Genomic DNA, 23,788 nt, shown 5'->3' with positions numbered 1-23,788 from the left:
TCAAAATGGAACGTGTACAGGTCGGATCTAGTAACCTCGCCTCAATCGGTTATGACCCGTCAACTGAAACACTCGAAATTGAGTTTCTCAATGGTCGCATCTACGAATACTACGGAGTACCAGAGTCTATATACACCGACTTAATGGGCGCCAGCTCTCACGGGGTATACTTCAGAGCTCACATAATGAACTCATTTAGCTATCAAAGAACCCAATAAAAGTTAGGGCACCATGTAATAGCATATTCACAAGCCAGTTAGCGCTGACGATTTCTTTAGCCCTAGCTCAACATAACTGCATGTAGAACCCCAATGAGTCGAAAACGCTGCGGATTACCCGTGCAATGCAAACCAATGTGGCAGCTTGCACTGGAAGCCATCGCAGTACAAAAAACAGTACACTGACGGTACAGCGTCCAGCTTCTGTCGCTTTTGCAAAATTACGCTCAAGCCCAGTAACGACGCTGCTTTCAGCTTATTTTACTTGCATTAAGCTATTCACGGTTTTGCTGGGTTTGAAGCGTTTCGAGGCAACTCATAATCCTTTACTCCACAACCAAAACCTCACAGCGGACTGACCTGCCCACACTCCGGTGCCGTGTCGCCTGTCATCAGCCAGAGGGTGTACTTCTTGAACCTCGGGTGATTGGTGACCTTTAGAAGAACCGTGGCGCTGATATCCGACCGCAGGGAAAGCTCTTGCTTCTTGTAGGTGCTCAGACTGATCTGCAGTTGCTCACAAAAGTCACCTTGCGTGAGGCCTTCGTGCATCCGTAGTGCCTTCAGTTTTGCCGGCAGATCCATCACACCCTCTATTGACAAGGGTCCCAAAGGGGACCTATATTGGTCCCAATTAGGACCCTTCTGCATCGCCGCTTAAGAGTCTACCAAATACCCCTCATTCCAGACTCGCCATGCGTGCGCATTCCCCTGCCCGCACGTTCGAACCCACCCGCCATAGGCGGCTGACAATCAGGTGGCCTTGTGGAAGATGCCTTGATCCCCATCGTGCTGATGCGTCGTCGCCGCCAGATGACGTGGGGAGAGATTCATTATCCTCTGCGACGGCACATCGCCCTGGGTGCACCGCCACCCGGAGCCTTAGCTCCTTCCTGTGTCCACACCACTATTGCCAGCCAACTCATCCTCGAAGCGCTGCACAAAGCTGCTCAAGCTGATGCCCAGCACCTGACAGATATCCCGGAGCTGGATCAGATCCAGCCGACGCAGCCCACGCTCCACATCGCTGACAAACGACTGTGGGCGGTCGAGCGCTTTGGCGAAGTCGTCCTGGGTCAGCCCTGCCTCGACCCGACACTGTTTGAGCAATTTCAAGAAAATCAGGTTCTCGTCTCGATAAACCGACTTTTCCACAGGAGGCATCCGTCCGTTGACAGGACAGTCACGGTATATCTAACCTCCAGATATCTGATTTTCAGATACAGTGAACCAAGCAGCCGGGAGGCCTTATGGAAGATGCCTACGTCCCCATCGTACTGATGCGGCATAACCGTCCGTTGCGCGGCGTGATGATCGACCGCCAGCCGTGGGTCTGTGCCTGGGAGTTTGCGCGCTTGCTGGGCCATCGCCACCCGGAGCGCATCTGCCGGCTGATGGATGCCGACCAGGTGCGGACGGTGCATTTCCAGCTGGCCAGCGGGCAGCTGGAGACGGTGGAGGTGCTCAGTGAGTCGGGCATGTACCGGGCGCTGTGGCGCTTCTCGCATCCGGAGAACCGTCTTCTGCGCCGCTGGCTCAGCCATGTGGCCTTGCCAGCGCTGCGCGACAGTGCGGCGTGGGCCGCTCATGAGCCATCCCGCTGCCTGATGGCCTGGGACAATCAGCAGGTCAATCTGCTGGAGTGGCAGGGTGAGCTGTGGATCGCCCTGGGCGAGTTGCCGCGCTTCCATCGGCAGACCCACTCAGCACCGCGCGAGCCTCAATCGTGGCTGGCGCGCTGGTGGCGTGGACGTTTTCGAGCCGGGGCGGCGCGCTGAACGCCCGCCAGTGGTGACAGCGCAGCGCCTGATCGCCGCACTCAGCATGGGCCGCATGCTGCGATGCGTTTCGGGCCCCTGCCATGTAAACGACACACTTTTCCTTGAACCTTTGCCCTTGTTGGCCAGTCGGCTTTTAGTACCGTCGCGCTTCGCGGCGCCAGCAAAGGATGCGTGTTATGCGAGACCGCACCAGCAGGATCGCCGTTTCACCGCCGCACCTCGAACCACTATGGCAGCGTTATCAGCGGGTGCGCGCCGCCAGTGAGCGGCTCTGTGAGCCGCTGGAGGCCGAGGACTATGTGATCCAGAGCATGGCGGACGTCAGCCCGCCTAAGTGGCATCTGGCGCATGTCACCTGGTTCTTCGAAGCCTTCGTGCTGCAGCCCTTTCTGCCGGGCTATCGCCCGCTGGATGCGCGCTACGACCATCTGTTCAATTCCTATTACAAGACCCACGGCACGCCCTTCGAGCGGGCGCGGCGCGGGCTGCTGTCGCGGCCGACGGTGAGCGAGGTGTACGCCTATCGCAGCCATGTCGATCTGGCCATGCAGCAATTGCTCAGCCAGCCGCACAGCGAGCTGTCCGATGAGCTGTTGCAGCGCATCGAGCTGGGGCTGGAGCACGAGCAGCAGCATCAGGAGCTGCTGTTGATGGATATCAAGCACATCCTGGCGCAGAACCCCTTGCGCCCGGTCTATCGCCACGACCTCAAGCCGGGCGGCGCGCCGGCCGGCGAGCTGCGATGGATCGAATTTCCCGCCGGGCTGCGCCATGTCGGCCATACCGGCGATGGCTTTGCCTTCGATTGCGAGCGGCCGCGCCACCGGGTGTTCGTCGAGGCCTTTCAGCTGGCCAGCCGGCCGGTGAGCAATGGCGAGTACCTGCAGTTCATCCGCGATGGCGGTTATCGCAGCACGGCGCTGTGGCTGGCGGACGGTTGGGACCATATCCAGCGTGCCGGCTGGCAGGCGCCGCTGTACTGGCTGCGCGAGGGTGACGACTGGCTGGAGCTGACCCTGGGCGGCCCGCGCGAGCTGGACCTGCATGCGCCGGTCTGCCACCTGAGCTACTTCGAGGCCGAGGCCTTCGCCACCTGGGCGCAGGCGCGTTTGCCGCGCGAAGAGGAATGGGAAGTGGCCGCGCAGGAGGAGCCGCTGTGGGGCAATTTCGTCGAGAACGATCACCTGCAGCCGGTGGCAGCAGGTGCCGGCACGGGCCTGCAGCAGCTCTATGGCGATGTCTGGGAATGGACGGCCAGCGCCTACCGGCCCTACCCCGGCTTTCGGCCGCTGGGCGGCAGCCTGGGCGAGTACAACGGCAAGTTCATGTCCGGGCAGATGGTGCTGCGCGGCGGCAGCTGCGCTACGCCTGAAGACCACGTGCGCCCCACCTACCGCAATTTCTTCTACCCCACGATGCGCTGGCAGTTCTCCGGCCTGCGCCTGGCCAGGGAGCTCTGAGCATGGCATTGGCAATCCGTACCCACGAACAATCCATCAGCCCGGAGCTGGAGTCGTTGCGCGAAGAAGCGTTGCGCGGCTTCGCGGCCAGCCCGAAGGCGATGTCGCCGAAGTTCTTCTACGATCATCGCGGTTCGCAGCTGTTCGAGCTGATCTGCCTGCAGCCGGAGTACTACCCGACGCGCACCGAGGAAACCATTCTGCGCCTGGCGGCGCACGATATCGCCGAGCTGGCCGGGCGCAACGCCAGCCTGGTGGAGCTGGGCAGCGGCGCCAGTCGCAAGATCCGCCTGCTGCTCGAAGCCCTGCGCCCGGCGCGTTACCTGGGCATCGATATCTCCCGCGATTTTCTGCATGGCAGCACGCGCCGCCTGGCCGCCGACTATCGCTGGCTCGACGTGCACGCGCTGTGCGCCGACTTCAGCCAGCCCTTGAAGCTGCCCACCGAGGCGCTGGGGCAACGGCCGCTGGCGTTCTTTCCCGGCTCCAGCATCGGCAATTTCGACCCGGACGCGGCGCGCGCCTTTCTGCGCAACCTGCATCAGGCACTGCCGGCAGGCAGCGGCTTGCTGATCGGCGTGGACCTGGTGAAAGACCGCCAGGTGCTGGAGCGCGCCTACAACGATGCGGCCGGGGTCACTGCGCTGTTCAACCTCAACCTGCTCGAGCGCATCCGCAACGAGCTGCACAGCGACATCGACCCGCGCCGCTTCCAGCACCGGGCCTTCTACAACGAAGCCGAGTCACGCATCGAGATGCATCTGCTCAGCCGCCAGGCGCAGCGGGTGCGCATCGAGGATCGCGTGTTCGAGTTCGCCGCTGGCGAAACCCTGCACACGGAGAACTCCTACAAGTACACGCCCAGCGGTTTTCGTGATCTAGCGGGCGCATGCGGCTTCGCCTCGGTCGCCATGTGGCGCGACCCGGCGCAGTTGTTCAGCGTGCACTTTTTGCGGCGGGAATGAGGGGGCTTCGCCAGGGGCGAGATAAGCAAATTGCTGCGTGATCTTCTGCCCTCTCCCCCGCCCCTCTCCCGCAAGCGGGAGAGGGGAGAAAGCGCGTTCGACTAGGCAGGCGAATAAGCTCGGAGAGGGCCTCAGCGTTTGGCGATGATGTACACCGCGTGCACGATGCCGGGGATGTAGCCGAGCAGGGTGAGCAGGATGTTCAGCCAGAACGCGCCGCCGAAACCGACCTGGAGAAACACTCCCAGCGGCGGCAGCAGGATGGCGATGAGGATACGGATAAGGTCCATGCGGTACTCCTTTACATTCCATAAGGGGTACCTGAACAGACTGCGGGCAGCGCCTTGCAGTTCACTCGGGGCGACCAAGCCAGCGGTAATACTGAGAACCTGCCACTGGCGCCGCCAGGGATATGACTCTAGTCTGGCGCCAATATGAAGGCGCCCAGCATGTCTGAACAGTCACCACACGAACGCATCATCGTCGCCGACGATCATCCGGTTTTCCGCGATGGCCTGTGTCGTATCGCCCAGCGCGTCTTCCCCCAGGCATGCATTCTCGAAGCCGGCGACATGGATGAGGTGCTGAGCCTGGGGCACGCTGGCACGGCACCGAGCCTGTTCATGCTCGACCTGCTGTTCCCCGGCCAGTCGCCACAGGCCATCAGCGCCCTGCGTCAGACCTTTGCGCGCAGCTCGATCGTGATCGTGTCGATGGTCGACAACCGCGAGTTGATCGATGAGGTCATGGCGGCCGGTGCGGACGGTTTCATCGGCAAGGCGGTGCCGCCGGATGAAATCGCCGATGCCTTGCTGGCCGTGCGCGCCGGGGAGTTCGTCATGAGCCTGGGCCCCGCCGGCGTGCCGGCCTTCGCCGAGGGCCGTCATCTGCTGGAGCAACTGACGCCACGTCAGCAGGAGGTCTTGCTGCTGGTGGTGCGCGGCCTGTCGAACAAGGAAATCGCCCGCGAGCTGGCGATCTCGCCCTTTACCGTACGCATTCACGTTTCGTCGCTGCTGCGCACGCTGGACGTCAGCACCCGTGCCGCCGCCGCCGCCAAGGGGGCCAAGGCCGGGCTGGTGTGATCATCACGCAGCCCTGAGCTGGAGTTTCAAGGCCACCAGCAGCGAACGCAGCTCGGCGGGCTGCACCGGCTTCGCCAGGATCGGAATATCGCTGTCGCCCACCTGCTCCTGCACACGGCGCACGTCGTGCCCGGTCATGATGATCGCCGGTACCTTGCGCCCACTGCTGCGCCGCACGTGCTGGATGCAGTCGGCCCCCGAAGCCTCGGTGCCCAGGTCGAAGTCGGTCACCACCAGATCGAAATGCGCCGAGGCATCGGGCAGCGTGCTGAAGGTGGCGACTTCGCAGCCCCACTTCTGCAGCAAGGTGGCGGTGGCCATGAGCACGTTCTGGTCATCCTCGATCAGGCACACGCGCAAGCCATCGAGCATGCGCGGCGCCTGCAGACTGCCGCCCGTTGTCGAAGGCAGCTCGCGCGGCGCCTCGACGCGCTGCAAGCCGGCGATCACCACCCGCGTGCCGCGTGCCTCCACGGAGCGAATGCTCACGCGCATGTCCATCAGCGCTCCCAGGCGCCTGACGATGGCCAGACCCAGGCCCATCCCCTCGACATCGCTGTCTCGCTCCTGCCGCACGCGGTAGAACTCCTCGAAGACGTTGTCGAGATGGCCGGCGGCGATGCCGCGCCCCTTGTCGTAGACCTCGATGGCAACGCCTGCCCCCCGGCGACGACAGGCGATCAGCAGCGGCTTGCCTGGCGCGTATTTCAGCGCATTGGACAGCAGGTTCTGCAGCATGGTGGTGAGCAGCACCGGGTCGGCACGCACATGCAGCGACGGGCAGTGCAGGCGTATCTCGACCCCGGCCCAGCGCGCCGCCTCGACATTCTGCTGAATGAGTTGCTGCAGCAGGCCGCGCAGCTCCAGCGATTCCGGCTGCGGCACCACCTTGCCGCTGTCGAGCGAGTACATATCGAGAATCGTGCGGAACAGGCGTGCGACGCTATGCAGTGATCTGTCGATGTTCTCCACCAGGCGCAGCTGTTCGGTGCCCAGGCTGCTGTCGCGCAGGCAGGCGGTGAACAGGCTGATGGAATGAATGGGTTGTCGCAGGTCGTGGCTGGCCTGGGCGAGAAACTGCGACTTGGCCCGGTTGGCAGCCTGCTCGGCCTCTGCCGCCTGGCGCGAGCGCTTGAGCAGCACGTGCATGTAGGCCGGCGCCATCAGGGTGGTGAGCAGCAGCGTGACGATCAGGTAGGGCTGCGATTGCCAGTACGCCGACAGGCTGGCGGCCACGCCAAGCGACAACAGCGCCATCAGGGTGGCCAGCAGCAGGTAGCCGGAGCCGTAGCGCAGGCCGTAGCCGATGGTGACCCAGATGAGGATCGCATAGACCGGCAGCATGGCCGCGCCACCAGATGCCAGGGCCACCGTGATACCGGCATAGTCGGTGAGCAGGGTGATCAGCCGGCGCCCGCGATAGTCGCCCGGACGCCGCCGGATATCGAACCAGATCAGTGTCGCGGCGACGCTGAAGGCGCCCTCCAGGAGAAAGACCTTCCATACCAGCGCCGGATCGATCAGCGCGAGATGGTAGAGGATCACGATGTAGCAGGCGGCGACCGACATGAAGATCATCCGCACCCCGGCCTGGGCGCGTTCGGTGTCGTAAACGGTGAAGGCGTTGCGGTACATGACATTTCCCTGCTGATGACAGCGCATGTGGTCGTGTCGGCACCTTAGGCCGGAGCCTGCAGCCCGCGCAAGGAGCTGTTTGGCAGGCACAACGACACTAGTACACCCGTACTATTTCGCGCGCTCCCACCCGTTCCTAGAATCCGGGCAACGCCTCGACACAGGGTCGGGGCCCGGTCATGAAAGGGAATGCTTGATGAACAGCAAAGGAACACTGGGCGTCCTCATGAGCGTCGCCGCGCTGGCCTCGCTGAGCGGATGTCTGGCGCAGAACACGCAAACCCAGGGGCTGCAGAACACCCAGCTGGCCAACGATCCCTGCGCACCGAGCGCGACCAGCAACCTGATCGCTACCGGGCGCAGCCTGCTGGAGATGGCCAACACCGTGCTGGAGACACAGCAGAGCTTCAATGGCAACTCGGCGACCTATGCAAAACGCATGGAAGTGGCGGAGAACGCGCAGAAGGTCAATCAGGGCCATAACGTGCTGAACGACGTCGAAAACCTGGCGGGCATGGGCCAGCAGCCCTGCGTGCCCGCCGCCTCCAACAGCGCAGCACGCTAGCCGGCACTCAAAGCCGCACGTCGAACTTGTCCAGGAGCAGCTCGGTCGGCAGGTCGGCGCTGACCAGTTGATTGCGGCCGCGCTGCTTGCCGCTGTACAGGCGACGATCAGCGGCGCGGTAGAGCTCCGCGGCGCTGCGGCCGTCAACGGGCCAGGCAGCCAGGCCGAAGGTGGCGGACAAGGCGATCTGCTCACCATCGTACTCAAGCGGCTGTTCGGCGATCTGCTTGCGCAGCTTGTCCACCAGCGGGTCGGCGCCGGCGCTGTCGGTATGGCGTAGCAGCAGGCCGAACTCCTCCCCGCCCAGGCGACCGAGAAAGTCGGTCACGCGCAGGCGTTGCTGGAGGATCTGACAGATGTGCTGCAGCGCCATATCGCCCGCCTCGTGCCCCCACTGATCGTTGACCTGCTTGAAGTGGTCGACGTCGAGCAGCACCAGCACCAGATGCCCGTTGCTGCGTTCGGCCTCCTGAATGCTGCGTTGCAGGGCGTGCTGGAAGCTGCCGCGGCTGGCCACGCCGGTCAGCGAGTCGGTCTGCGCCAGGCGCTCCAACTCCTCGTGGGCCTGCATGCGCAAGCCGTCGTAGATGTGCACGAACACCAGGATCAGCACGCCACACAGGGCGGCGTTGCCCAGGTCGATCAGGCCGAAGGTGTCCAGGGTCAGGTGGTTGTCGGCGAAGTACAGCAAAAGCCCGGCGAACATGAACGGCGCGGTGAGCAGGAAGGCGCGCTGCTTGCCCAGCAGCAGGTAGGCCAGCAGCGGGATCATGTACAGCCAGACGAACGCCGCCGCTGAGGCGTCCGGCATGACGATGATGTAGAGGATGAAGCAGAAGGTCGGGATCAGGTACAGGTAGATCCACAGGTACAGATGGCGGGCGCCTTCGATGCGCCAGGCGCCGAACAGCAGCAAGGCGGTGCACAGCACTTCGAGGATGGCGAAGGGATAGTTGCCGGCCAGCGCCTGCAGCACGGCAAAGCCGCCCAGGGTCAGGCCGGTGGCGAGCAGGATGGTGCGCATCAGCTTGCGCTTGCCCGACTCGCGCAGCCCTTCGCAGTGCCCTGCGCCTACATCCCTGTGATCGTTATAGTTGCCGTCACTCATCTTGGTGCCCAGCGCCGCCGCCCTCAGCGGTGCGCAACCCCCCGCTGCGCACCATCAGGCAACTATAGACGTTTACACCGCATAACCCAGCATGCGCGGCAGCCACAGGGCGATTTCCGGGAAGATCGCCACCAGCAGCAGGGCACTGGACATCACCACGACGAACAGCGCGGCCCAGCCGACGGTCTGCTCCAGGCGTATCTTGGCGACCTCCGCCGTGACCATCAGGTTGATCGCCACCGGTGGGGTGAACTGGCCGATGGCGATGTTCATTGCCAGCAGGATGCCGAACCACACCGGGTTCCAGCCGAAGTGCTGCATCACCGGAATCAGGATCGGCATCAGGATCAGGTAGATGGAGATGGCATCGAGCAGCATGCCGGCCAGCAGCACGGCGAGCATCACCAGCGCCAGCAGCACCCAGCCGTTATCCGACAGCGAGATCAGCCATTCGGCCAGGTGGCGGAAGGTGCCGAGCAGGGTGCCGGCCCAGGCGAAGATGCCGGCCAGGGCGATGATCAGCATGACTACACCGGAGATCACCCCGGCTTCGCCACACAGGCGCCAGAGGCTGCGCCAGTCCAGCTCGCGGGTGACGAACAGGCCGATCAGCACGCCGTAGGTCACGCCGACCACAGCGGCTTCAGTGGGGGTGAACAGCCCGCTGCGCAGGCCACCGAGGATCAGCACCGGGGCGAACAGCGCTGGCAGCGCCTGCTTGAAGCTCTCGCCCAGCGGCGGACGCTCGCCCTGCTCCGGGGACTCCCAGCCGTAACGGCGCGACAGCAGCCAGGCCGGCAGCAGCAGCACCAGGCCGGCCAGGATGCCGGGGAACAGGCCGGCGGCGAACAGCGCGCGCAGGTCCACGCCCGGTACCACGATGGAGTAGAGAATCAGCGCGATCGACGGCGGAATCAGGATCGCCGTCGAGGCCGAAGCGGCGATCAGCGTGGCGGAGAACGGTCTCGGATAACCCGCCTTGGTCATGCTCGGCAGCATCACCATGGCCACGGCGGCGGCATCGGCCGGACCGGAGCCGCTCATGCCGCCCATGATCAGGCACACCAGCACCGCGACCATGGCCAGGCCGCCATGACGCGGGCCGATCACCGCCTGGGCGAAGCGCACCAACCTCAGGGCCACGCCGGCTTTCTCGAACACCAGGCCGGTGAGGATGAACAACGGAATGGCGATCAGCGGGTACTTGGCCACGCCGTTGTAGGTGTTGGTGCCGAGGGTGGCGAGCATGTCCGGCGACAGGCCGGCGATGATGCCGATGGCGCCGGACAGGCCGAGGGCGAACGCCACCGGTACACCGAGTGCCAGCAGCACGGCGAAACTGAGGATCAGCCAGAGATCAGGGCTCATCGCTGATCCTCCCGCGCAGACGATCGACGGTCATCTGGCTCAGGCGTACGAACACCAGCAGCGCCAGGATCGGCAGCCAGATCACGTACCACCAGTTGGGCAGGCCGAGGCCGGGCGACTCGGAATCCCACTGGAATTCCTCCCAGGCGAACTGGCCACCGAACCAGCACACCAGCCCCAGCACCAGCGCGCCGGCCAGCCACTGCAACAGGATCAGCGGCGTGCGCAGACGCGGGAACATGCGCTCCAGCAGGCCGATACGAATGTGCCGGTTGCTGCGCATGGCCACCGAGGCGCCGGCGAAGGTAAGGATGACCAACAGGAACACCGAGATTTCCTCGGTGAAGGCGAAGGATGCATCGGTGAAATAACGCACCACGACGTTGGCCAGGCTGATCAGACTGATGATCACCAGGGCCAGGGTGGCGAGCACGCGCTCCAGCGGCGCGTCGACTGGCTTGCTCATAAGAACCTCGAATGACCGACTTGGCGTTGTTCTACAGAAGTACCGCTAGCCCTCTCCCCCAGCCCCTCTCCCATAAATGGTAGAGGGGAGCGGATCGGTGTCGCGCGACAGACTTGCAGCATCACGCCCCGAAGCCCTTGGGCTTCCGGTCAGATGAAACGAATCAGGGCTGGGCCACGGCCTTGCGCGCGGCGTCCATCAGCGCATCGCCGATGCGCGGTGCCCATTTCTCATGCACGCTGGCGGTGGCCTCGACGAAGGCGGCGCGCTCGGCGTCGCTCAGTTCGATCACTTCCACGCCGCGCTCACGCACGTCGACCAGGCGCTGCGCCTGGGCACCGCGCGACAGTTCGATCTCCCACTTGCCGGCGTCGATGGCGGCCTGGCTGAGCAGCTCGCGATCTTCCTCGGGCAGGGATTTCCATACGCGCTGGTTGACGGCGAACACCAGCGGGTCGGCCATGTAGTCCCACAGGGTCAGGTACTTCTGGCCAACCTGGTCGACACGCGCCACGTCGAATACCGACAGCGGGTTTTCCTGGCCGTCCACCGCGCCGGTGGTCAGCGCCGGCTTGGCATCGGCCCAGCTCATCTGCGTCGGGTTGGCGCCGAGGGCGGTGAAGGTGTCCTGGAACAGCGGCGAGCCGACCACGCGAATCTTCAGACCCGCCATGTCAGCCGGGCTGCGCACCGGCTTGGCCGAGTTGGACAGCTGGCGGAAGCCGTTCTCGCCCCAGGCCAGCGGCACGATGCCACGCTGCTCGATGGCGGCGAAGGCCAGTTTGCCGGCTTCACCCTGGGTGATGGCATCGAGGTCGGCATCGTTCTTCATCAAAAACGGCAGGGAGAACAGGTTGAGTTCCGGCACCTGCGGCGACCAGTTGATGGTCGAGCCCACGGCCATGTCGATCAGGCCGGAGCGCATGGCGGAGAATTCCTTGGTCTGGTCGCCGGCCACCAGTTGCGCATTGGGGTAAACGCGCAGGGTGATGCGCCCCTCGGAGCGCTCGTTGACCAGATCGGCCCACTTCTGCGCGGCCTGGCCCCAGGGGAAGGCGTCCGACAGCACGGTGGAAACGGAGTATTCACGCGCTTGCGCGGTGGCGCACAGGGCGGTCAGCGCAGCGCCGGCGGCGAGCGCGGAGAAGAGTCGCTTGAGTTTCATCGGGGCGTCCTTGTATGGATCTTGGTCGTTGTCGTTGTGGCACCGGCAAAGCGGTGCGGATCCAGCGGCGGGCGGATGGCTCGCCTGGCGCGCCTGGTCGGCACGCGAAAGGGACACGGCAGGTGTCACGGCTGCCGGGCAGGCCTTGTGGGCGATCGGCAGGTGCCGGCGGGTTGCGCGCGGCCGCCCAACTATTCCAGAAGCGCGCGGCGAATGCCATTGTCCGATGACTGTTGACGTTGCCCGGCCTGATCGGCGCTGCCCATAATCACCGACATTTCACTTCCGGACCCTCGCCCATGGCCATTTCCCGCGACGACCTCGACCAGCACGGCCTGATCATCGGCGTGTCGCCCGAGCGCTTTCGCGCGGTGGCCATGCCGCTGCTGTTCGATCACCTCGATGCGCAGTGCGAGGGCACCATCGCGGTCAACCGCCAGGCGCGCATCGTCTGGATCAACGACAAGTACGCGCAGAAGGTCGGCATCGCCGATGCGCGCACGGCGCTGGGCAAGGAAATCGAGGAAGTGCTGCCGGCCAGCCGCCTGCGCGAGGTGGTGGAAAGCGGCCAGCCGAGCATGCTCGACCTGATGGCCTTCGGCAGCGAGCACTTCGTGGTCACCCGCATTCCGCTGCGCGACGAGGACGGCACCCTGGTCGGCGCGCTGGGCTTCGTATTGTTCGACCGCGCCCGTCACCTCAAGCCGCTGATGGCCAAGTACGCCAACCTGCAGACGCAGTTGCTCGCCACCCAACACGAATTGGCCAAGGCGCGCCGCGCACGCTACACCATCGCCGGGTTCATCGGCGCCAGCGCGGCGGCCAGTGAGGTGAAGCGCCAGGCTCGTCGCGCCGCCCAGCTCGATGCCACGGTGCTGATCCGTGGCGAGACCGGTACCGGCAAGGAGCTGCTGGCGCAGGGCATCCATAACCTGTCGCCGCGCGCCAACGGTCCCTTCGTCGCGGTCAACGTCGCGGCCATTCCGGAAACCCTGGTCGAGGCCGAACTGTTCGGCACGGCACCCGGCGCCTTTACCGGCGCCGACCGCAAGGCGCGCATCGGCAAGTTCGAAGTGGCCAACGGCGGCACGCTGTTTCTCGACGAGATCGGCGACCTGCCGCTGCCGCTGCAGGCCAAGCTGCTGCGCGTGTTGCAGGAGCAGGAGGTGGAGCCGCTCGGCTCCAATCAGGTCAAGCCGCTGAACGTGCGGGTGATCGCCGCCACTCATATCGACCTGGAGGCCAAGGTGGCCGCCGGGCAGTTCCGTGACGATCTCTACTACCGCCTCAACGTGCTGGCCCTGCGCGTGCCGCCGTTGCGCGAACGCGCGAGCGACATTCCCGCGCTGATCGAGCATCTGCTCGATGACCTGGCCAACCGCTCCGGCCTGGCGCCCATGGAGCTGACGGAAGATGCCCTCGCCCTGCTCTGCGCGCAGCCCTGGCGCGGCAACGTGCGTGAGTTGCGCAACCTGCTGGAGCGGGCGCAACTGGCGGTCGATGGGCGGCTGGATGGCGAAGCCTTGCGTGGCTTGCTGGTCGACCCGGTAGCGCCGAGCTCGCCGACGCCCGTTGCGCCGCCAATCACGAGTGCAGCGCAGTCGTTGGCCGAACAACTGGCGCACGCCGAGCGCCAGGCACTATTGGCGGCCCTGGCCGCAACGGATGGCAATCGCCAATTGGCAGCCGAACGCCTGGGGATTTCCCGCGCCGGGTTCTACGCCAAGCTGGCACAGCACGGGCTGGGGCGAAAGGGCTGAGCGCTGGTCGCTGGTCGTAGGAGCGGCTTCAGCCGCGATTGTCACCGAATCGGAAATCGCTTCGCGGCTAAAGCCGCTCCTACGGAAACCGTTGCCGTCCGCAATTTGTAGCCCGGATGAAATCCGGGGATCAGGCGCCCACAAAAGTCCCGGATTGCATCCGGGCTGCAGCTCGGGCGTAGGGTGGATCACGCTTCACCGATCCACCATTGGCTATATCGCCGAGCTCAATGGTGGAAATAAACAGCGATTTCCACCCTACGAAACACTCTAAATATCCAAATATCTGGACAAAATTCAAACCTGAAAGTCCAGATCTACGGACTAAATCCAAAAATATGGACACCTATACGCCTCTCTCCAGGCTTTCCGAGTGAGGCATGAAAGCCTGAAATACCCTGCCTGCAAGCCTTTCAGCACTATCGACCAAAGTCTGCCCCGTCTCTGGCACGACTCTGGCTCTATATCCGGCAAAGGCACGCTGCCGCATCCGCGCCTTCCGATAAAACGGCCACGAGCCGCTAGAACAACAACAAAAGGAACCACCCATGGGTACCCTCGGTATTCTGATTTCCCTCGCATTGTTGATGTACCTCGCCTATCGCGGCATCAACGTCCTGATCCTCGCCCCGCTGCTGGCCCTGCTGGCGTTGCTGTTCGCCGGCGACATCGCCCTGCTGCTGCCCACCTACACCCAGGTGTTCATGAAGGCCATGGGCGGCTACGTGATCCAGTTCTTCCCGCTGTTTTTGCTCGGCGCCCTGTTCGGCAAGTTGATGGACGACTCGGGATCGGCGCGCGCCATCGCCCACGGCATCGTCGCCAAGGTCGGCAGCGAGCGGGCGATTCTGGCCATCGTGCTGGCGTGCGGCATTCTCACCTACGGCGGCGTGTCGCTGTTCGTGGTGGCCTTCGCCGTGTACCCGATCGGCGCCGCGCTGTTTCGCGAGGCGGGCATTCCCAAGCGCCTGATCCCCGGTGCCATCGCCCTCGGCTCGTTCACCTTCACCATGACCGCGCTGCCCGGCACTCCGGCGATCCAGAACGCCATTCCCAACCCTTTCTTCGGAACCGACGCCTTCGCCGCACCGGGCCTGGGGGTGATCGCCGGCCTGATCATGTTCGGCCTCGGCACCTGGTGGCTCACCGCGCAGTCGCGCAAGCTGATGACGGCGGGCGAAGGCTACGGCGAGCACCGCGACGACCCGGTCGTCGAAGAGCGCCGCGACATTCCCGGCTTCTGGCTCGCGCTGCTGCCGATCTTCGTGGTCATCGGGCTCAACTTCCTGATGGCCAAGCAGATTCTGCCGGCGGTGGACACCAGCTACCTGGCCAAGCCGGAATTCGGCGGCCTGCAGGATGCCAAGTCGCTGATCGGTATCTGGTCGATCATCGTCGCCCTCAGCGCCGCCATCGTGCTGCTGATCGCCATGCACTGGAAGCGCTGGATGGACCTGAAGAAGAGCGTCAACGACGGTGCCTTCGGCTCCATGCTGCCGATCCTCAACACCGCCGCCGAGGTGGGTTACGGCACGGTGATCGCATCCCTGGCCGGCTTCGTGATCATCCGTGATCTGGTGCTGGGCGTCTCCAGCAACCCGCTGGTCTCCGAAGCGGTGGCGGTGAACATCCTCGCCGGCATCACCGGTTCCGCCTCCGGCGGTATGTCCATCGCGCTGAAGACCCTCGGTGCGCAGTATCTGGAAATGGCCAACGCCGCCGGCATCAGCCCCGAACTGCTGCACCGCGTCGCCGCCATGGCCTCGGGCTGCATGGATACCCTGCCGCACAACGGCGCGGTGATCTCGCTGCTGGCGATCTGCAAGCTCACCCACCGCGAGTCGTACAAGTTCATCTTCGTCAACACCGTGGCCTTCCCGATGGTGGCGCTGGCCGTGGTCATCACCCTGGGCACCCTGTTCGGCAGTTTCTGACAGGACACTACAAAGCTGCTGCGCTCGGTCATACGGCGTTGCACTCAGGCTCGGATTGCTCATGTACGTCAGTACACTGCGCATCCTCGCCTGAGCGCGCCTTGTCTGACCTTCGCTCGCTACGCTTTGAAGCGCCCTGTACCGAGTTTCGTTCAATCGCTTTCGAGTCCCCACCATGAGCAAGATCATGACCGCCGCCGAAGCCGTGGCGCGCATCCCCGACAACGCCAACCTGGCCACCGGCGGCTTCGTCGGCATCGGTTTCGCCGAGCAGATCGCCATCGCCCTGGAGCAGCGTTTTCTCGCTGAGCAGGCGCCGCGTGACCTGACCCTGGTGTATGCCGCCGGGCAAGGCGACGGCAAGGGTCGCGGCCTCAACCACCTGGCCCACGAGGGCCTGGTACGCCGGGTGATCGGCGGCCACTGGGGCCTGGTGCCGGGGTTGCAGAAGCTGGCGGTGGACAACCGCATCGAGGCCTACAACCTGCCACAGGGAGTGATCTCCCAACTGTTTCGCGACATCGCCGCCGGCAAGCCGGGTCAGCTGTCACGCGTTGGCCTGGGCACCTACGTCGATCCGCGTCATGGCGGCGGCAAGCTCAATGCGCGCACCACTGCCGAGCTGGTGCGGCTGATGCCCATCGATGGCGAGGACTACCTGTTCTACCCGACCTTCCCGATCAACGTCGGCATCGTTCGCGCCACCAGTGCCGACCCTGACGGCAACCTCAGTTTCGAGCGCGAGGCGCTGACCATCGAGAGCCTGGCCATCGCCATGGCCGCGCGCAACAGCGGCGGCCTGGTGATCGCCCAGGTCGAGCGGGTGGTCGAGCGCGGCTCGCTCAACCCACGCCAGGTGAAGATTCCCGGCATCCTGGTGGATTGCGTGGTGGTGGCCGAGCCGGCCAATCACCAGCAGACCTTCGCTACCGCCTACAACCCCGCCTTCGCCGCCGAGACCCGGGTGCCGGTGGACAGCCTGACCCCGATGCCGCTGGACGTGCGTAAGCTGATCGCCCGCCGCGCCGCGCTGGAGCTGAAAAGCGGTGCGGTGGTCAACCTCGGCATCGGCATGCCCGAGGGTGTCGCTGCAGTGGCTGCCGAAGAAGGTGTGATCGAGCGCCTGACCCTGACCGCCGAGCCCGGCGTGATCGGCGGCGTACCAGCCTCCGGTCTGGATTTCGGCGCAGCGAGCAACCACAGCGCCTTGCTCGACCAGCCCTATCAGTTCGATTTCTACGATGGCGGCGGCCTGGACATCGCCTTCCTCGGCCTGGCCCAGGCCGACGCGGCGGGCAACCTCAACGTGTCCAGGTTCGGCTCACGCCTGGCCGGTGCCGGCGGTTTCATCAACATCAGCCAGAACGCCAAGCAGGTGGTGTTCGTCGGTACGTTCAGTGCTGGCAAACAGGACATCCGCATCGAAAATGGCCAGTTGCGTATCGTCCAGGACGGCGAGCTGCGCAAGTTCGTCGCCGAGGTTGAGCACCGTACCTTCGCCGGCCGCCTGGCCGCCGAGCGCGGTCAACCGGTGCTCTACGTCACCGAACGTTGTGTGCTGCGCCTGAGCCTCGAAGGGCTGGAACTGATCGAAGTGGCGCCGGGCGTGGATATCCAGCGCGACATCCTCGCACGCATGGATTTCGCCCCCATCGTGCGTGAACCGAAACTGATGGATGCACGGCTGTTCAGGCCCGAGCCCATTGGCCTGGCGCGATGCCTGGACTAGCGCAAGGACTGTTTTCGAGCGTGGACTCACGGGCCTGAACAGGCCCGTTTTTTTAGCGCCCTGATGATCGGCTCAGGTGCTCTCTCCCGCCCATGCCTGAACATCTCGCCCAACCCTGGATAGCCAGTGGTGGCCTGCGCGCGCTGCCCAGCATCTGGAATGTCACCGTGCAGTTTCGCCTGGCCAGCCATCCCGCCGGCGAGGCCGGACAATCTGCTGGAGGCGTTCTGCGGCTGATGAGGCGCGCGCCCTGCACCTGCTGAAACTTCCGGGGTCTATAGTGGTTGTTCCTTCCTCACCACACCCTCTGGAGTTCACATGAGCAAGACCTACAACGTCGCCGTGCTGGTCGGTAGCCTGCGCAAAGCCTCCATCAACCGCAAGCTGGCCCTGGCGCTGGCCGACCTGGCGCCGGCCTCGCTGAACCTGGAAATCCTCGAGATCGGCGACTTGCCGCTGTACAACGAAGACGCCGACGGCGATAGCGCGCCGGCCTCCTACGCGCCGTTTCGCAGCAAGCTCAAGGCGGCCGATGCGGTGCTGTTCATCACCCCCGAGTACAACCGCTCGATCCCGGCGCCGATGAAGAACGCCATCGACGTCGGCTCGCGCCCGTATGGCCAGAGCGGCTTCAGCGGCAAACCGGGCGCCGTGCTCAGCGCCTCGCCAGGTGCCGTCGGTGGCTTTGGTGCCAACCATCACCTGCGCCAGTGCCTGGTGTTCCTCGACGTGCATGTGCTGCAGCAACCGGAAGCCTACCTCGGCGGCGCCGGCAACTTCTTCGACGAAAACGGCGTACTCAGCGACGGCATCAAGCCATTCCTGCAGAAGTTCATCGACGCCTATGCCGCCTGGGTGGCCAAGCAGGCCTGATACCTCGCGCCGCCCACTGGGCGGCGCTCCACTGTGCCGATATACCCTCATCTGCGGCTTGAATGACACTGGCAACTAGACCGACCGGTCTACATAATCCAGGCCATGACCAAGACCACTCGTGACAAACTGATCGACGCCATGATCGATGCCCTGCAGCGCAAAGGCCTGCATGGCGTCGGCCTGAGCGAACTGCTGGCCGCCGCCGATGCGCCCAAGGGCAGCCTTTATCACCACTTCCCGAACGGCAAGACCGAACTGGCGGTAGCCGCCATCGAACGCATCGGCCAGCGCGCCGAGCAGGCGTTCGCCACGCTTTTCGAGCGTCAGGCCGATCCGCTCGATGCGTTGACTATCTGGCTGCAGAGCGCGCTTGGCCAGTTGCAGGACAGCGCCTTCGAGCGCGGCTGCCCGCTGGCCACCGTCGCCCTGGAAAGCGGCCCGCAAGATCACGAAATTCGTACAGCCCTGGCCAATGCCTTCGTCGCCATTCGCCAGGCACTGCAGCAGCAGCTGCAGCGCCATGGTTACCCACAGCCAGCGGGGCTAGCCGCCCTGTTCGTCGCGCTCTACGAAGGCGGTCTGCTGCAAGCACGTGTCGCCGGCAGCAGCGAGCCGCTGAAACAGGCCGTTGCCACCCTGCTCCACCTGACCCGCCAGCACCGCACGGAGTCCCCGCCAGCATGAACACATCCGTCCGCAGCGAAACCCTGCCCCTGCTCGCCCTCGACGACTACCAGTTGGCCGCCACGCGCTATCACGCCGAACGACCCCAGGCGCAGCTGCTGATCGCCGGCGCCACCGGGGTGCCGCAAGGTTTCTATCGGCGTTTTGCCGAACACGCCGCCAACCGTGGTTTCAACACCATGACCCTGGACTACCGTGGCATCGGCCAATCGAGGCCAGAGAGCCTGCGCGGTTTCGAGATGGAGTATCTGGACTGGGCCCATCTCGACCTGGCCGCGGCGGTGGATCAGCACCGGCACGCCGAGCGCCCGCTGTTCATGATCGGTCATTCGTTCGGCGGTCACGCCTTTGGCCTGCTGCCCAATCATGATCAGGTCGCCGGCTTCTACACTTTCGGCACCGGCGCCGGCTGGCACGGCTGGATGCCCAGGGCCGAGCAGGTTCGCGTGCTGGCCATGTGGCGCCTGATCGGCCCGCTGATGACGCGCTACAAGGGTTATCTGGCCTGGAGCAAACTGGGCATGGGCGAGGATCTGCCGCTGGGCGTGTACCGCCAGTGGAAACGCTGGTGCCGCTTCCCGCGCTACTTCTTCGACGACCCGCAGATGCCGGGGCTGGCCGAGCGCTTCGCCCAGGTGAGCACACCGATTGTGGCGCTCAATACCCTGGACGATCTGTGGGCGCCTCCCGTCTCGCGCGACGCCTTCATGGCCGCCTATGTGAATGCGCCCTACCAGGCGCGCACGCTCGACTCACAGGCGCAAGGCCTGGGTGCTATCGGTCATATGGGGTATTTCCGCCCTGCGGCGCAGCGTCTGTGGGACGAGACCCTGGACTGGTTCGAGCAGATCAACGCCGGGCGACAGGCCGCCTGATCGCGTAGGGTGCGCTGTGCGCGCCGGCCATGGCGGGCGCAGGCTTCGGTGCGCGCGGCGCACCCTACGGAGAGGGTGCGCCGCAGGAATCAGCCGCCGATCACTCCGCCATCGATCCGGGTCACCAGCACCGTGGTCGAGCGCGGACGGCTACGTCCGTCGCTGGCCGGGTAGCTGATGCCCGGGTGCTGGATGTTGGCCCACATCGCCTTGCCGTCAGGGCTCCAGGCCAAGCCGGTGATCTCGCAGCCGCGCGGGCCGACCATGAAGCGACGCACCTCGCGGGTAACGGGGTCGGCGCAGAGCATCATGTTGCAGCCCATGCCCTGCATCGGCGCCTCCTCGTCGTCATAGTCGGTCTGGATCCACAGGCGCCCGGCGGCATCGAAAGCCAGGCCGTCCGGTGAAGAGAAGATGTCGCCATTGACGGTGCCGGTGAGGTTGGCCGGTACCGGCTCACCCTCGGCAGTCCGAGCGCCCTTGGCCTCTCCGGCCAGCAGAAACAGCTCCCAGGTGAAGACGGTGGCGGTCGGGTCGGCGCCCTGCTCTTTGAAGCGCAGGATCTGCCCGTGCAGGTTGTGCGGGCGCGGGTTGGCGGCGTCGGTGGGCTGCTTGTCGCCACGGCCATCGTTGTTGGTCAAGGCGATATAGACTTCGCGGGTGCCGGGGTGCACCGTGGCCCACTCGGGACGATCCAGCGGCGTGGCGCCAGCACGGTCGGCGGCGGCACGCGCGTTGAGCAGCACCTCGGACTGGCTGGCGAAGCCGTGCTCGGCGCTCAGGCCGTTCTGCCCGTGCACCAGGGCCAGCCACTGGCCGCTGCCATCGGCATCGAACCGCGCGGCGTACAGGGTGCCTTCGTCCAGCAGGTCGCGGTTGGCGCGAGGATTGGCGACGTCGAAACGCCCGGCCGGGACGAACTTGTAGACATACTCGCCGCGGGCGTCATCGCCCGAGTAGAAGGCCATGCGCCCATCTTCGCCAAGCGCCAGTGCCGCGCACTCGCGACTAAAGCGGCCGAAGGCGGTGCGCTTGATCGGCTGCGCGCTCGGGTCGAAAGGGTCGATCTCGACCACCCAGCCGAAGCGGTGCGGCTCGTTGACGTGGCCGCCGTGGGGCTGGTCGGCATGGGGCGTGGCGTCGAAACGCGGATCGGCGGTTTCCCAGGCGTAGTTCTTGCTGGTGCCCTCGGTGGCCAGCCCGTAACGCTTGTGCGACACCCGGCGCTGATAGTCCTGCTTGTCGCGGTTGATGAAGTAGTTGTGCCAGTTTTCCTCGCAGGTGAGGAAGGTGCCCCACGGGGTGACACCGGTGGCGCAGTTGTTCAGGGTGCCGAGCACCGTCAGGCCTTCGGGGTCGCTGGCGGTCTTCATCATCTCCAGCCCCGCCAGCGGCCCGGACAGGCGCATCGGCGTGAACATGCTGATGCGCCGGTTGTAGGGCGAATCCAGCACTCTGTGCCACTGGCCGTCCGAGCCCTTCCTCACTTCGATCACCGAGACACCATGAGCGGCCTGCTCCTTGCGCACCTCGTCCAGCGGGCGCGGCTTGGACTGGTCGATCACCCCGGACGGATGCAGCGGCGGGTTGACGTATTCGTGGTTCATCACCAGCAGGCCGCGCTCCTGTTCGCCTTCAAAGGCGAAGAAGTTCATGCCGTCGTGGTTGTCGCCGGCCTGCTTGAGCTGGGCATGCCAGTCATCACTGGCATCCGGGCGCCAGTCCGGCGCGCCTGGCTCCACCGCGTCGCCCCAGGAGAAGAACGGCACGGCGCGGTAGCCTGGCGGCACCAGCACCTGATCGAACTGTGCATCGAACTGCAGCGGCACGCTGGTGAAGTTCAGCAACGGGCTGGCCGACGCCTTGCCGCAGGCAGCCAGGCCGCCGCCGAAGAAGCCCAGGGCAGCCAGGCCGAGGCCGCCCTTGAGCAGGTTGCGCCGGGTGGGGTCGATCAGCGTGGTCAGCGGCGGATTGGCGCTGGGGTTGATCGACTGGTCGTCGTGGGCTTCGAGGCGTTGGTGAAAGTCCTGCGGATCGTGCTTCATCGAGCGTCTCTGTGCTGGCTGGTGTTCCCGGAGGGCATCCGGGCTAGGGATGAATTGAGGAGCAGCGTTATTCGATGCGGTAGGTAAAGGTGTTTCTCACGTTGGCAACCGCCACGGCGCGGCCGTCGACCACACGCGGCTGGTAGCGGAAGCTCTTCGCCGCGTTCAGCGAGGGGCGGACGAACAACGGATGACAGTCAGGCTCGGCCTCGGGGTTCTCCACCCGACCCTGCTCGTTGACCCGGTAGCGCACCGTGCACTGTCCTTCGAGGCCTTTGTCCAGGGCGCGCTGCGGATAGGCTGGGGCCTGCTTGGCGATGGGCAGGAACTCGCGACTGGCGGCTGCAGCCGCTTCCGCCTGGCGCGCGTGTTCGGCCGCTGCGGCCGCCGCCTGCTGACGCTCGGCCTGTTCACGCTGCTCGGCCAGGCGCTGCTGCTCCAGTTGCTCGCGCACCTCGGCCTCGCGGCGCTGGCGCTCCTGCTCGCGCCGCTGCGTCTCACGCTGGCGTTGCTGCTCCTGTTCAAGGCGCTGCTGCTCGGCGCGTTTGCGCGCCAGGGCAGCCTGCTCCAGGCGCTGCTGCTCGATGGCCGGATCGGGCTGCGCCGGCGTCACCGGCTGCGGCGGTTCGGGGATCGCCGCAGGCGGTTCTGGCACAGCGGGTGGAGCCAGCGTCAACAGTTGCAACTGCACCGTGCTGACCAGCGGCGCCGGTGGCTCGGCAACCTGCCAATGAGTCAGCAACAACGCGCCCAGCCCCAGGTGCAGGGCGAGGGTCACGCCCAGGGCAGTGCAGCGCCTGCGCCAGTGCAACGAAGGCAAGGCCAGCGGTCGAGAGTCCTGCGCGGCGGGCATGGCCAGGCTGCTCATTGCGGGGCCTCGGTGACCAGCCCCAGGCTGCTCACCCCGCCCCGCTGCAAGGCGGCGATGCCGGCCACCACGCTGGCATAGTCGGCAGCCTGGTCGGCGCGGATATACACCTGGGTATCGCCATCCTCGGCGACCAGTTGCGCCACCCGCGCACTCATCACCTCCAGGTCCACCGCCTGCTCGCTGGCCGCGCCCAGTTCGGTGTCCAGTTCGCTGCCGAGGTTCCAGTAGTAGCTGCCGTCGGCCTGCACCGAGAGGGTCAGGATGCGCTGCTGGTTATCACTGGGCAGCGCCTCGGCGGCGACCTTGGGCAACTCGATCTGCACCCCCTGTGTGAGCATGGGCGCGGTGACCATGAAGATCACCAGCAGCACCAGCATCACGTCGATGTAGGGCACCACGTTCATCTCGGCCTTGGGGCCGTGCTTGCTCTGTGGCCTGCGCATGGTTTTCCCCTCAGGCCGCCGCGGCGATGCGGCCGCTACCGGCGTGCAGCTTGCGCTGCAGGCGCCCCTGCAACTCGTTGCCAAAGCCGTAGTAGCGCGCGCCGAGGCTGGCTACCCGAGCGGAGAAGCGGTTGTAGGCGATCACTGCGGGAATCGCCGCGAACAGGCCGATGGCGGTGGCGATCAGCGCCTCGGCAATGCCCGGTGCGACGGTGGAGAGGGTCGCCTGCTGCACCTGGGACAGACCGATGAAGGAATTCATGATGCCCCAGACGGTGCCGAACAGGCCTACATAGGGGCTCACCGAACCCACCGTGGCGAGCAGCGGCAGGCCCTTTTCGAGACGTTCTTCCTGTTCGGCGATGGCCACCAGCAGGCTGCGCTCGACGCTCTCGACCACCGCCTCGCTGGCGACGCCCGGCTCCAGCTGCAGATGCTGGTACTCGCGGTAACCGGCCTGGAACAACTGCTGCAGGCCCGCATCCTGATCCACCTCCGCGCCGCATTCGCGCTGCAACTGGGCCAGGTCGGCGGTGCCGCGAAAGCGCTGCAGGAAGCTCCGCGCCTCACGCTCGCTGCGGCGCAGCACGGCGCTGCGCTGAACGATCAAATACCAGCTGGCCAGCGACGCCAGCACCAGGCTGAGCATCACTGCCTGCACCAGCAGGCTGGCCTCGCTGACCAGGCTCCAGACGGTCATCTGTTCGAGTGAACTGTGCATCTTCGACTCCTTGCTTGCTGCGCCCGCCATGGGT

The 23,788-nt window shown here is 65.2% G+C and carries 25 protein-coding genes; 13 read left to right on the top strand and 12 right to left on the bottom strand.

The features are described 5' to 3' along the window. The first annotated feature begins 5 nt into the window (after positions 1-5). Positions 6-218 carry a KTSC domain-containing protein gene (locus ACN0X6_RS10850; RefSeq protein ID WP_417703841.1) on the top strand — a complete coding sequence of 71 codons (213 nt, stop codon included), beginning with the start codon at positions 6-8 and terminating at the stop codon, positions 216-218. Positions 219-563: 345 nt separating this feature from the next. Here the strand turns inward: ACN0X6_RS10850 and ACN0X6_RS10845 are convergent, their stop codons facing one another. After that, positions 564-803: a helix-turn-helix domain-containing protein gene (locus ACN0X6_RS10845; protein ID WP_196474704.1), complete on the bottom strand. Its 240-nt coding sequence runs from the start codon at positions 801-803 to the stop codon at positions 564-566. Between the two features lie 297 nt (positions 804-1,100). Then, positions 1,101-1,373 (bottom strand): helix-turn-helix domain-containing protein, encoded by a 273-nt coding sequence (locus ACN0X6_RS10840; RefSeq protein WP_417703839.1) that lies wholly within the window; start codon positions 1,371-1,373, stop codon positions 1,101-1,103. Between the two features lie 95 nt (positions 1,374-1,468). Between ACN0X6_RS10840 and ACN0X6_RS10835 the strand changes: the two genes are divergently transcribed. The 3 genes from ACN0X6_RS10835 to egtD all read left to right on the top strand — a co-directional run bounded on the left by ACN0X6_RS10835 (position 1,469) and on the right by egtD (position 4,424). After that, entirely contained in the window at positions 1,469-1,996 is a 528-nt protein-coding gene (locus ACN0X6_RS10835; protein ID WP_417703837.1) for a Bro-N domain-containing protein, read from the top strand. Between the two features lie 179 nt (positions 1,997-2,175). Beyond that, positions 2,176-3,459: an ergothioneine biosynthesis protein EgtB gene (gene egtB / locus ACN0X6_RS10830; RefSeq protein WP_417703835.1), complete on the top strand. Its 1,284-nt coding sequence runs from the start codon at positions 2,176-2,178 to the stop codon at positions 3,457-3,459. 2 nt (positions 3,460-3,461) lie between these two features. Continuing rightward, positions 3,462-4,424, top strand: a complete 963-nt coding sequence (gene egtD, locus ACN0X6_RS10825) for an L-histidine N(alpha)-methyltransferase (RefSeq protein ID WP_417703834.1) — start codon at positions 3,462-3,464, stop codon at positions 4,422-4,424. A gap of 131 nt (positions 4,425-4,555) precedes the next feature. Here the strand turns inward: egtD and ACN0X6_RS10820 are convergent, their stop codons facing one another. Further along, positions 4,556-4,714: a YqaE/Pmp3 family membrane protein gene (locus tag ACN0X6_RS10820; RefSeq protein WP_003084988.1), complete on the bottom strand. Its 159-nt coding sequence runs from the start codon at positions 4,712-4,714 to the stop codon at positions 4,556-4,558. 159 nt (positions 4,715-4,873) lie between these two features. Here ACN0X6_RS10820 and ACN0X6_RS10815 point away from each other — a divergent pair, with 159 nt between their 5' ends. Beyond that, positions 4,874-5,509 carry a LuxR C-terminal-related transcriptional regulator gene (locus ACN0X6_RS10815; protein ID WP_417703830.1) on the top strand — a complete coding sequence of 212 codons (636 nt, stop codon included), beginning with the start codon at positions 4,874-4,876 and terminating at the stop codon, positions 5,507-5,509. 3 nt (positions 5,510-5,512) lie between these two features. Here the strand turns inward: ACN0X6_RS10815 and ACN0X6_RS10810 are convergent, their stop codons facing one another. Then, complete coding sequence (locus ACN0X6_RS10810; protein ID WP_417703828.1) at positions 5,513-7,144, bottom strand: ATP-binding protein; 1,632 nt, start codon at positions 7,142-7,144, stop codon at positions 5,513-5,515. A gap of 196 nt (positions 7,145-7,340) precedes the next feature. Here ACN0X6_RS10810 and ACN0X6_RS10805 point away from each other — a divergent pair, with 196 nt between their 5' ends. After that, positions 7,341-7,709, top strand: a complete 369-nt coding sequence (locus tag ACN0X6_RS10805) for a hypothetical protein (protein WP_417703826.1) — start codon at positions 7,341-7,343, stop codon at positions 7,707-7,709. Positions 7,710-7,716: 7 nt separating this feature from the next. Here the strand turns inward: ACN0X6_RS10805 and ACN0X6_RS10800 are convergent, their stop codons facing one another. The 4 genes from ACN0X6_RS10800 to ACN0X6_RS10785 form a co-directional block, all read right to left on the bottom strand. Beyond that, positions 7,717-8,817: a GGDEF domain-containing protein gene (locus ACN0X6_RS10800; protein ID WP_417703824.1), complete on the bottom strand. Its 1,101-nt coding sequence runs from the start codon at positions 8,815-8,817 to the stop codon at positions 7,717-7,719. Between the two features lie 72 nt (positions 8,818-8,889). Then, on the bottom strand, positions 8,890-10,185 hold the full coding sequence (locus ACN0X6_RS10795; protein ID WP_417703822.1) for a TRAP transporter large permease: 1,296 nt from the start codon (positions 10,183-10,185) through the stop codon (positions 8,890-8,892). Then, positions 10,175-10,651, bottom strand: coding sequence for a TRAP transporter small permease (locus ACN0X6_RS10790; RefSeq protein WP_417703821.1), 477 nt, complete (start codon positions 10,649-10,651; stop codon positions 10,175-10,177). The genes ACN0X6_RS10795 and ACN0X6_RS10790 overlap by 11 nt, the downstream gene beginning before the upstream one ends. Before the next feature lie 163 nt (positions 10,652-10,814). Continuing rightward, on the bottom strand, positions 10,815-11,816 hold the full coding sequence (locus tag ACN0X6_RS10785; RefSeq protein ID WP_072425006.1) for a DctP family TRAP transporter solute-binding subunit: 1,002 nt from the start codon (positions 11,814-11,816) through the stop codon (positions 10,815-10,817). A gap of 299 nt (positions 11,817-12,115) precedes the next feature. On the opposite strand from ACN0X6_RS10785, the gene ACN0X6_RS10780 reads away from it, so the two are divergent. The 7 genes from ACN0X6_RS10780 (at position 12,116) to ACN0X6_RS10750 (ending at position 19,674) form a co-directional block, all read left to right on the top strand. Continuing rightward, positions 12,116-13,576 (top strand): sigma-54 interaction domain-containing protein, encoded by a 1,461-nt coding sequence (locus ACN0X6_RS10780; protein ID WP_417703819.1) that lies wholly within the window; start codon positions 12,116-12,118, stop codon positions 13,574-13,576. 548 nt (positions 13,577-14,124) lie between these two features. Next, positions 14,125-15,510, top strand: a complete 1,386-nt coding sequence (locus ACN0X6_RS10775) for a GntP family permease (RefSeq protein ID WP_417703817.1) — start codon at positions 14,125-14,127, stop codon at positions 15,508-15,510. Positions 15,511-15,685: 175 nt separating this feature from the next. Further along, complete coding sequence (locus tag ACN0X6_RS10770) at positions 15,686-17,239, top strand: acyl CoA:acetate/3-ketoacid CoA transferase (protein ID WP_417703815.1); 1,554 nt, start codon at positions 15,686-15,688, stop codon at positions 17,237-17,239. 92 nt (positions 17,240-17,331) lie between these two features. After that, on the top strand, positions 17,332-17,502 hold the full coding sequence (locus tag ACN0X6_RS10765) for a hypothetical protein (protein ID WP_417703813.1): 171 nt from the start codon (positions 17,332-17,334) through the stop codon (positions 17,500-17,502). 55 nt (positions 17,503-17,557) lie between these two features. After that, positions 17,558-18,112, top strand: coding sequence for an NADPH-dependent FMN reductase (locus ACN0X6_RS10760; protein WP_143510118.1), 555 nt, complete (start codon positions 17,558-17,560; stop codon positions 18,110-18,112). Between the two features lie 105 nt (positions 18,113-18,217). After that, positions 18,218-18,799: a TetR/AcrR family transcriptional regulator gene (locus ACN0X6_RS10755; protein ID WP_417703811.1), complete on the top strand. Its 582-nt coding sequence runs from the start codon at positions 18,218-18,220 to the stop codon at positions 18,797-18,799. After that, entirely contained in the window at positions 18,796-19,674 is an 879-nt protein-coding gene (locus tag ACN0X6_RS10750; RefSeq protein ID WP_417703809.1) for an alpha/beta fold hydrolase, read from the top strand. The genes ACN0X6_RS10755 and ACN0X6_RS10750 overlap by 4 nt, the downstream gene beginning before the upstream one ends. An 89-nt stretch (positions 19,675-19,763) precedes the next feature. Here the strand turns inward: ACN0X6_RS10750 and ACN0X6_RS10745 are convergent, their stop codons facing one another. The 4 genes from ACN0X6_RS10745 to tolQ form a co-directional block, all read right to left on the bottom strand. Next, on the bottom strand, positions 19,764-21,719 hold the full coding sequence (locus tag ACN0X6_RS10745; RefSeq protein WP_417703808.1) for a PhoX family protein: 1,956 nt from the start codon (positions 21,717-21,719) through the stop codon (positions 19,764-19,766). Between the two features lie 67 nt (positions 21,720-21,786). Continuing rightward, a complete protein-coding gene (locus ACN0X6_RS10740; protein WP_417703806.1) occupies positions 21,787-22,587 on the bottom strand; it encodes an energy transducer TonB in 801 nt (266 codons plus the stop codon). After that, positions 22,584-23,033, bottom strand: a complete 450-nt coding sequence (gene tolR, locus ACN0X6_RS10735; protein ID WP_417703804.1) for a protein TolR — start codon at positions 23,031-23,033, stop codon at positions 22,584-22,586. The genes ACN0X6_RS10740 and tolR overlap by 4 nt, the downstream gene beginning before the upstream one ends. 10 nt (positions 23,034-23,043) lie before the next feature. Continuing rightward, positions 23,044-23,754: a protein TolQ gene (gene tolQ / locus ACN0X6_RS10730; protein WP_417703802.1), complete on the bottom strand. Its 711-nt coding sequence runs from the start codon at positions 23,752-23,754 to the stop codon at positions 23,044-23,046. Positions 23,755-23,788: the final 34 nt, after the last annotated feature.

The organism is Pseudomonas sp. (assembly GCF_048269965.1).
Lineage (GTDB): Bacteria > Pseudomonadota > Gammaproteobacteria > Pseudomonadales > Pseudomonadaceae > Aquipseudomonas.
Note: the sequence above shows the minus strand (reverse complement) of the source record. Positions and strands in the feature narration are given on the sequence as shown.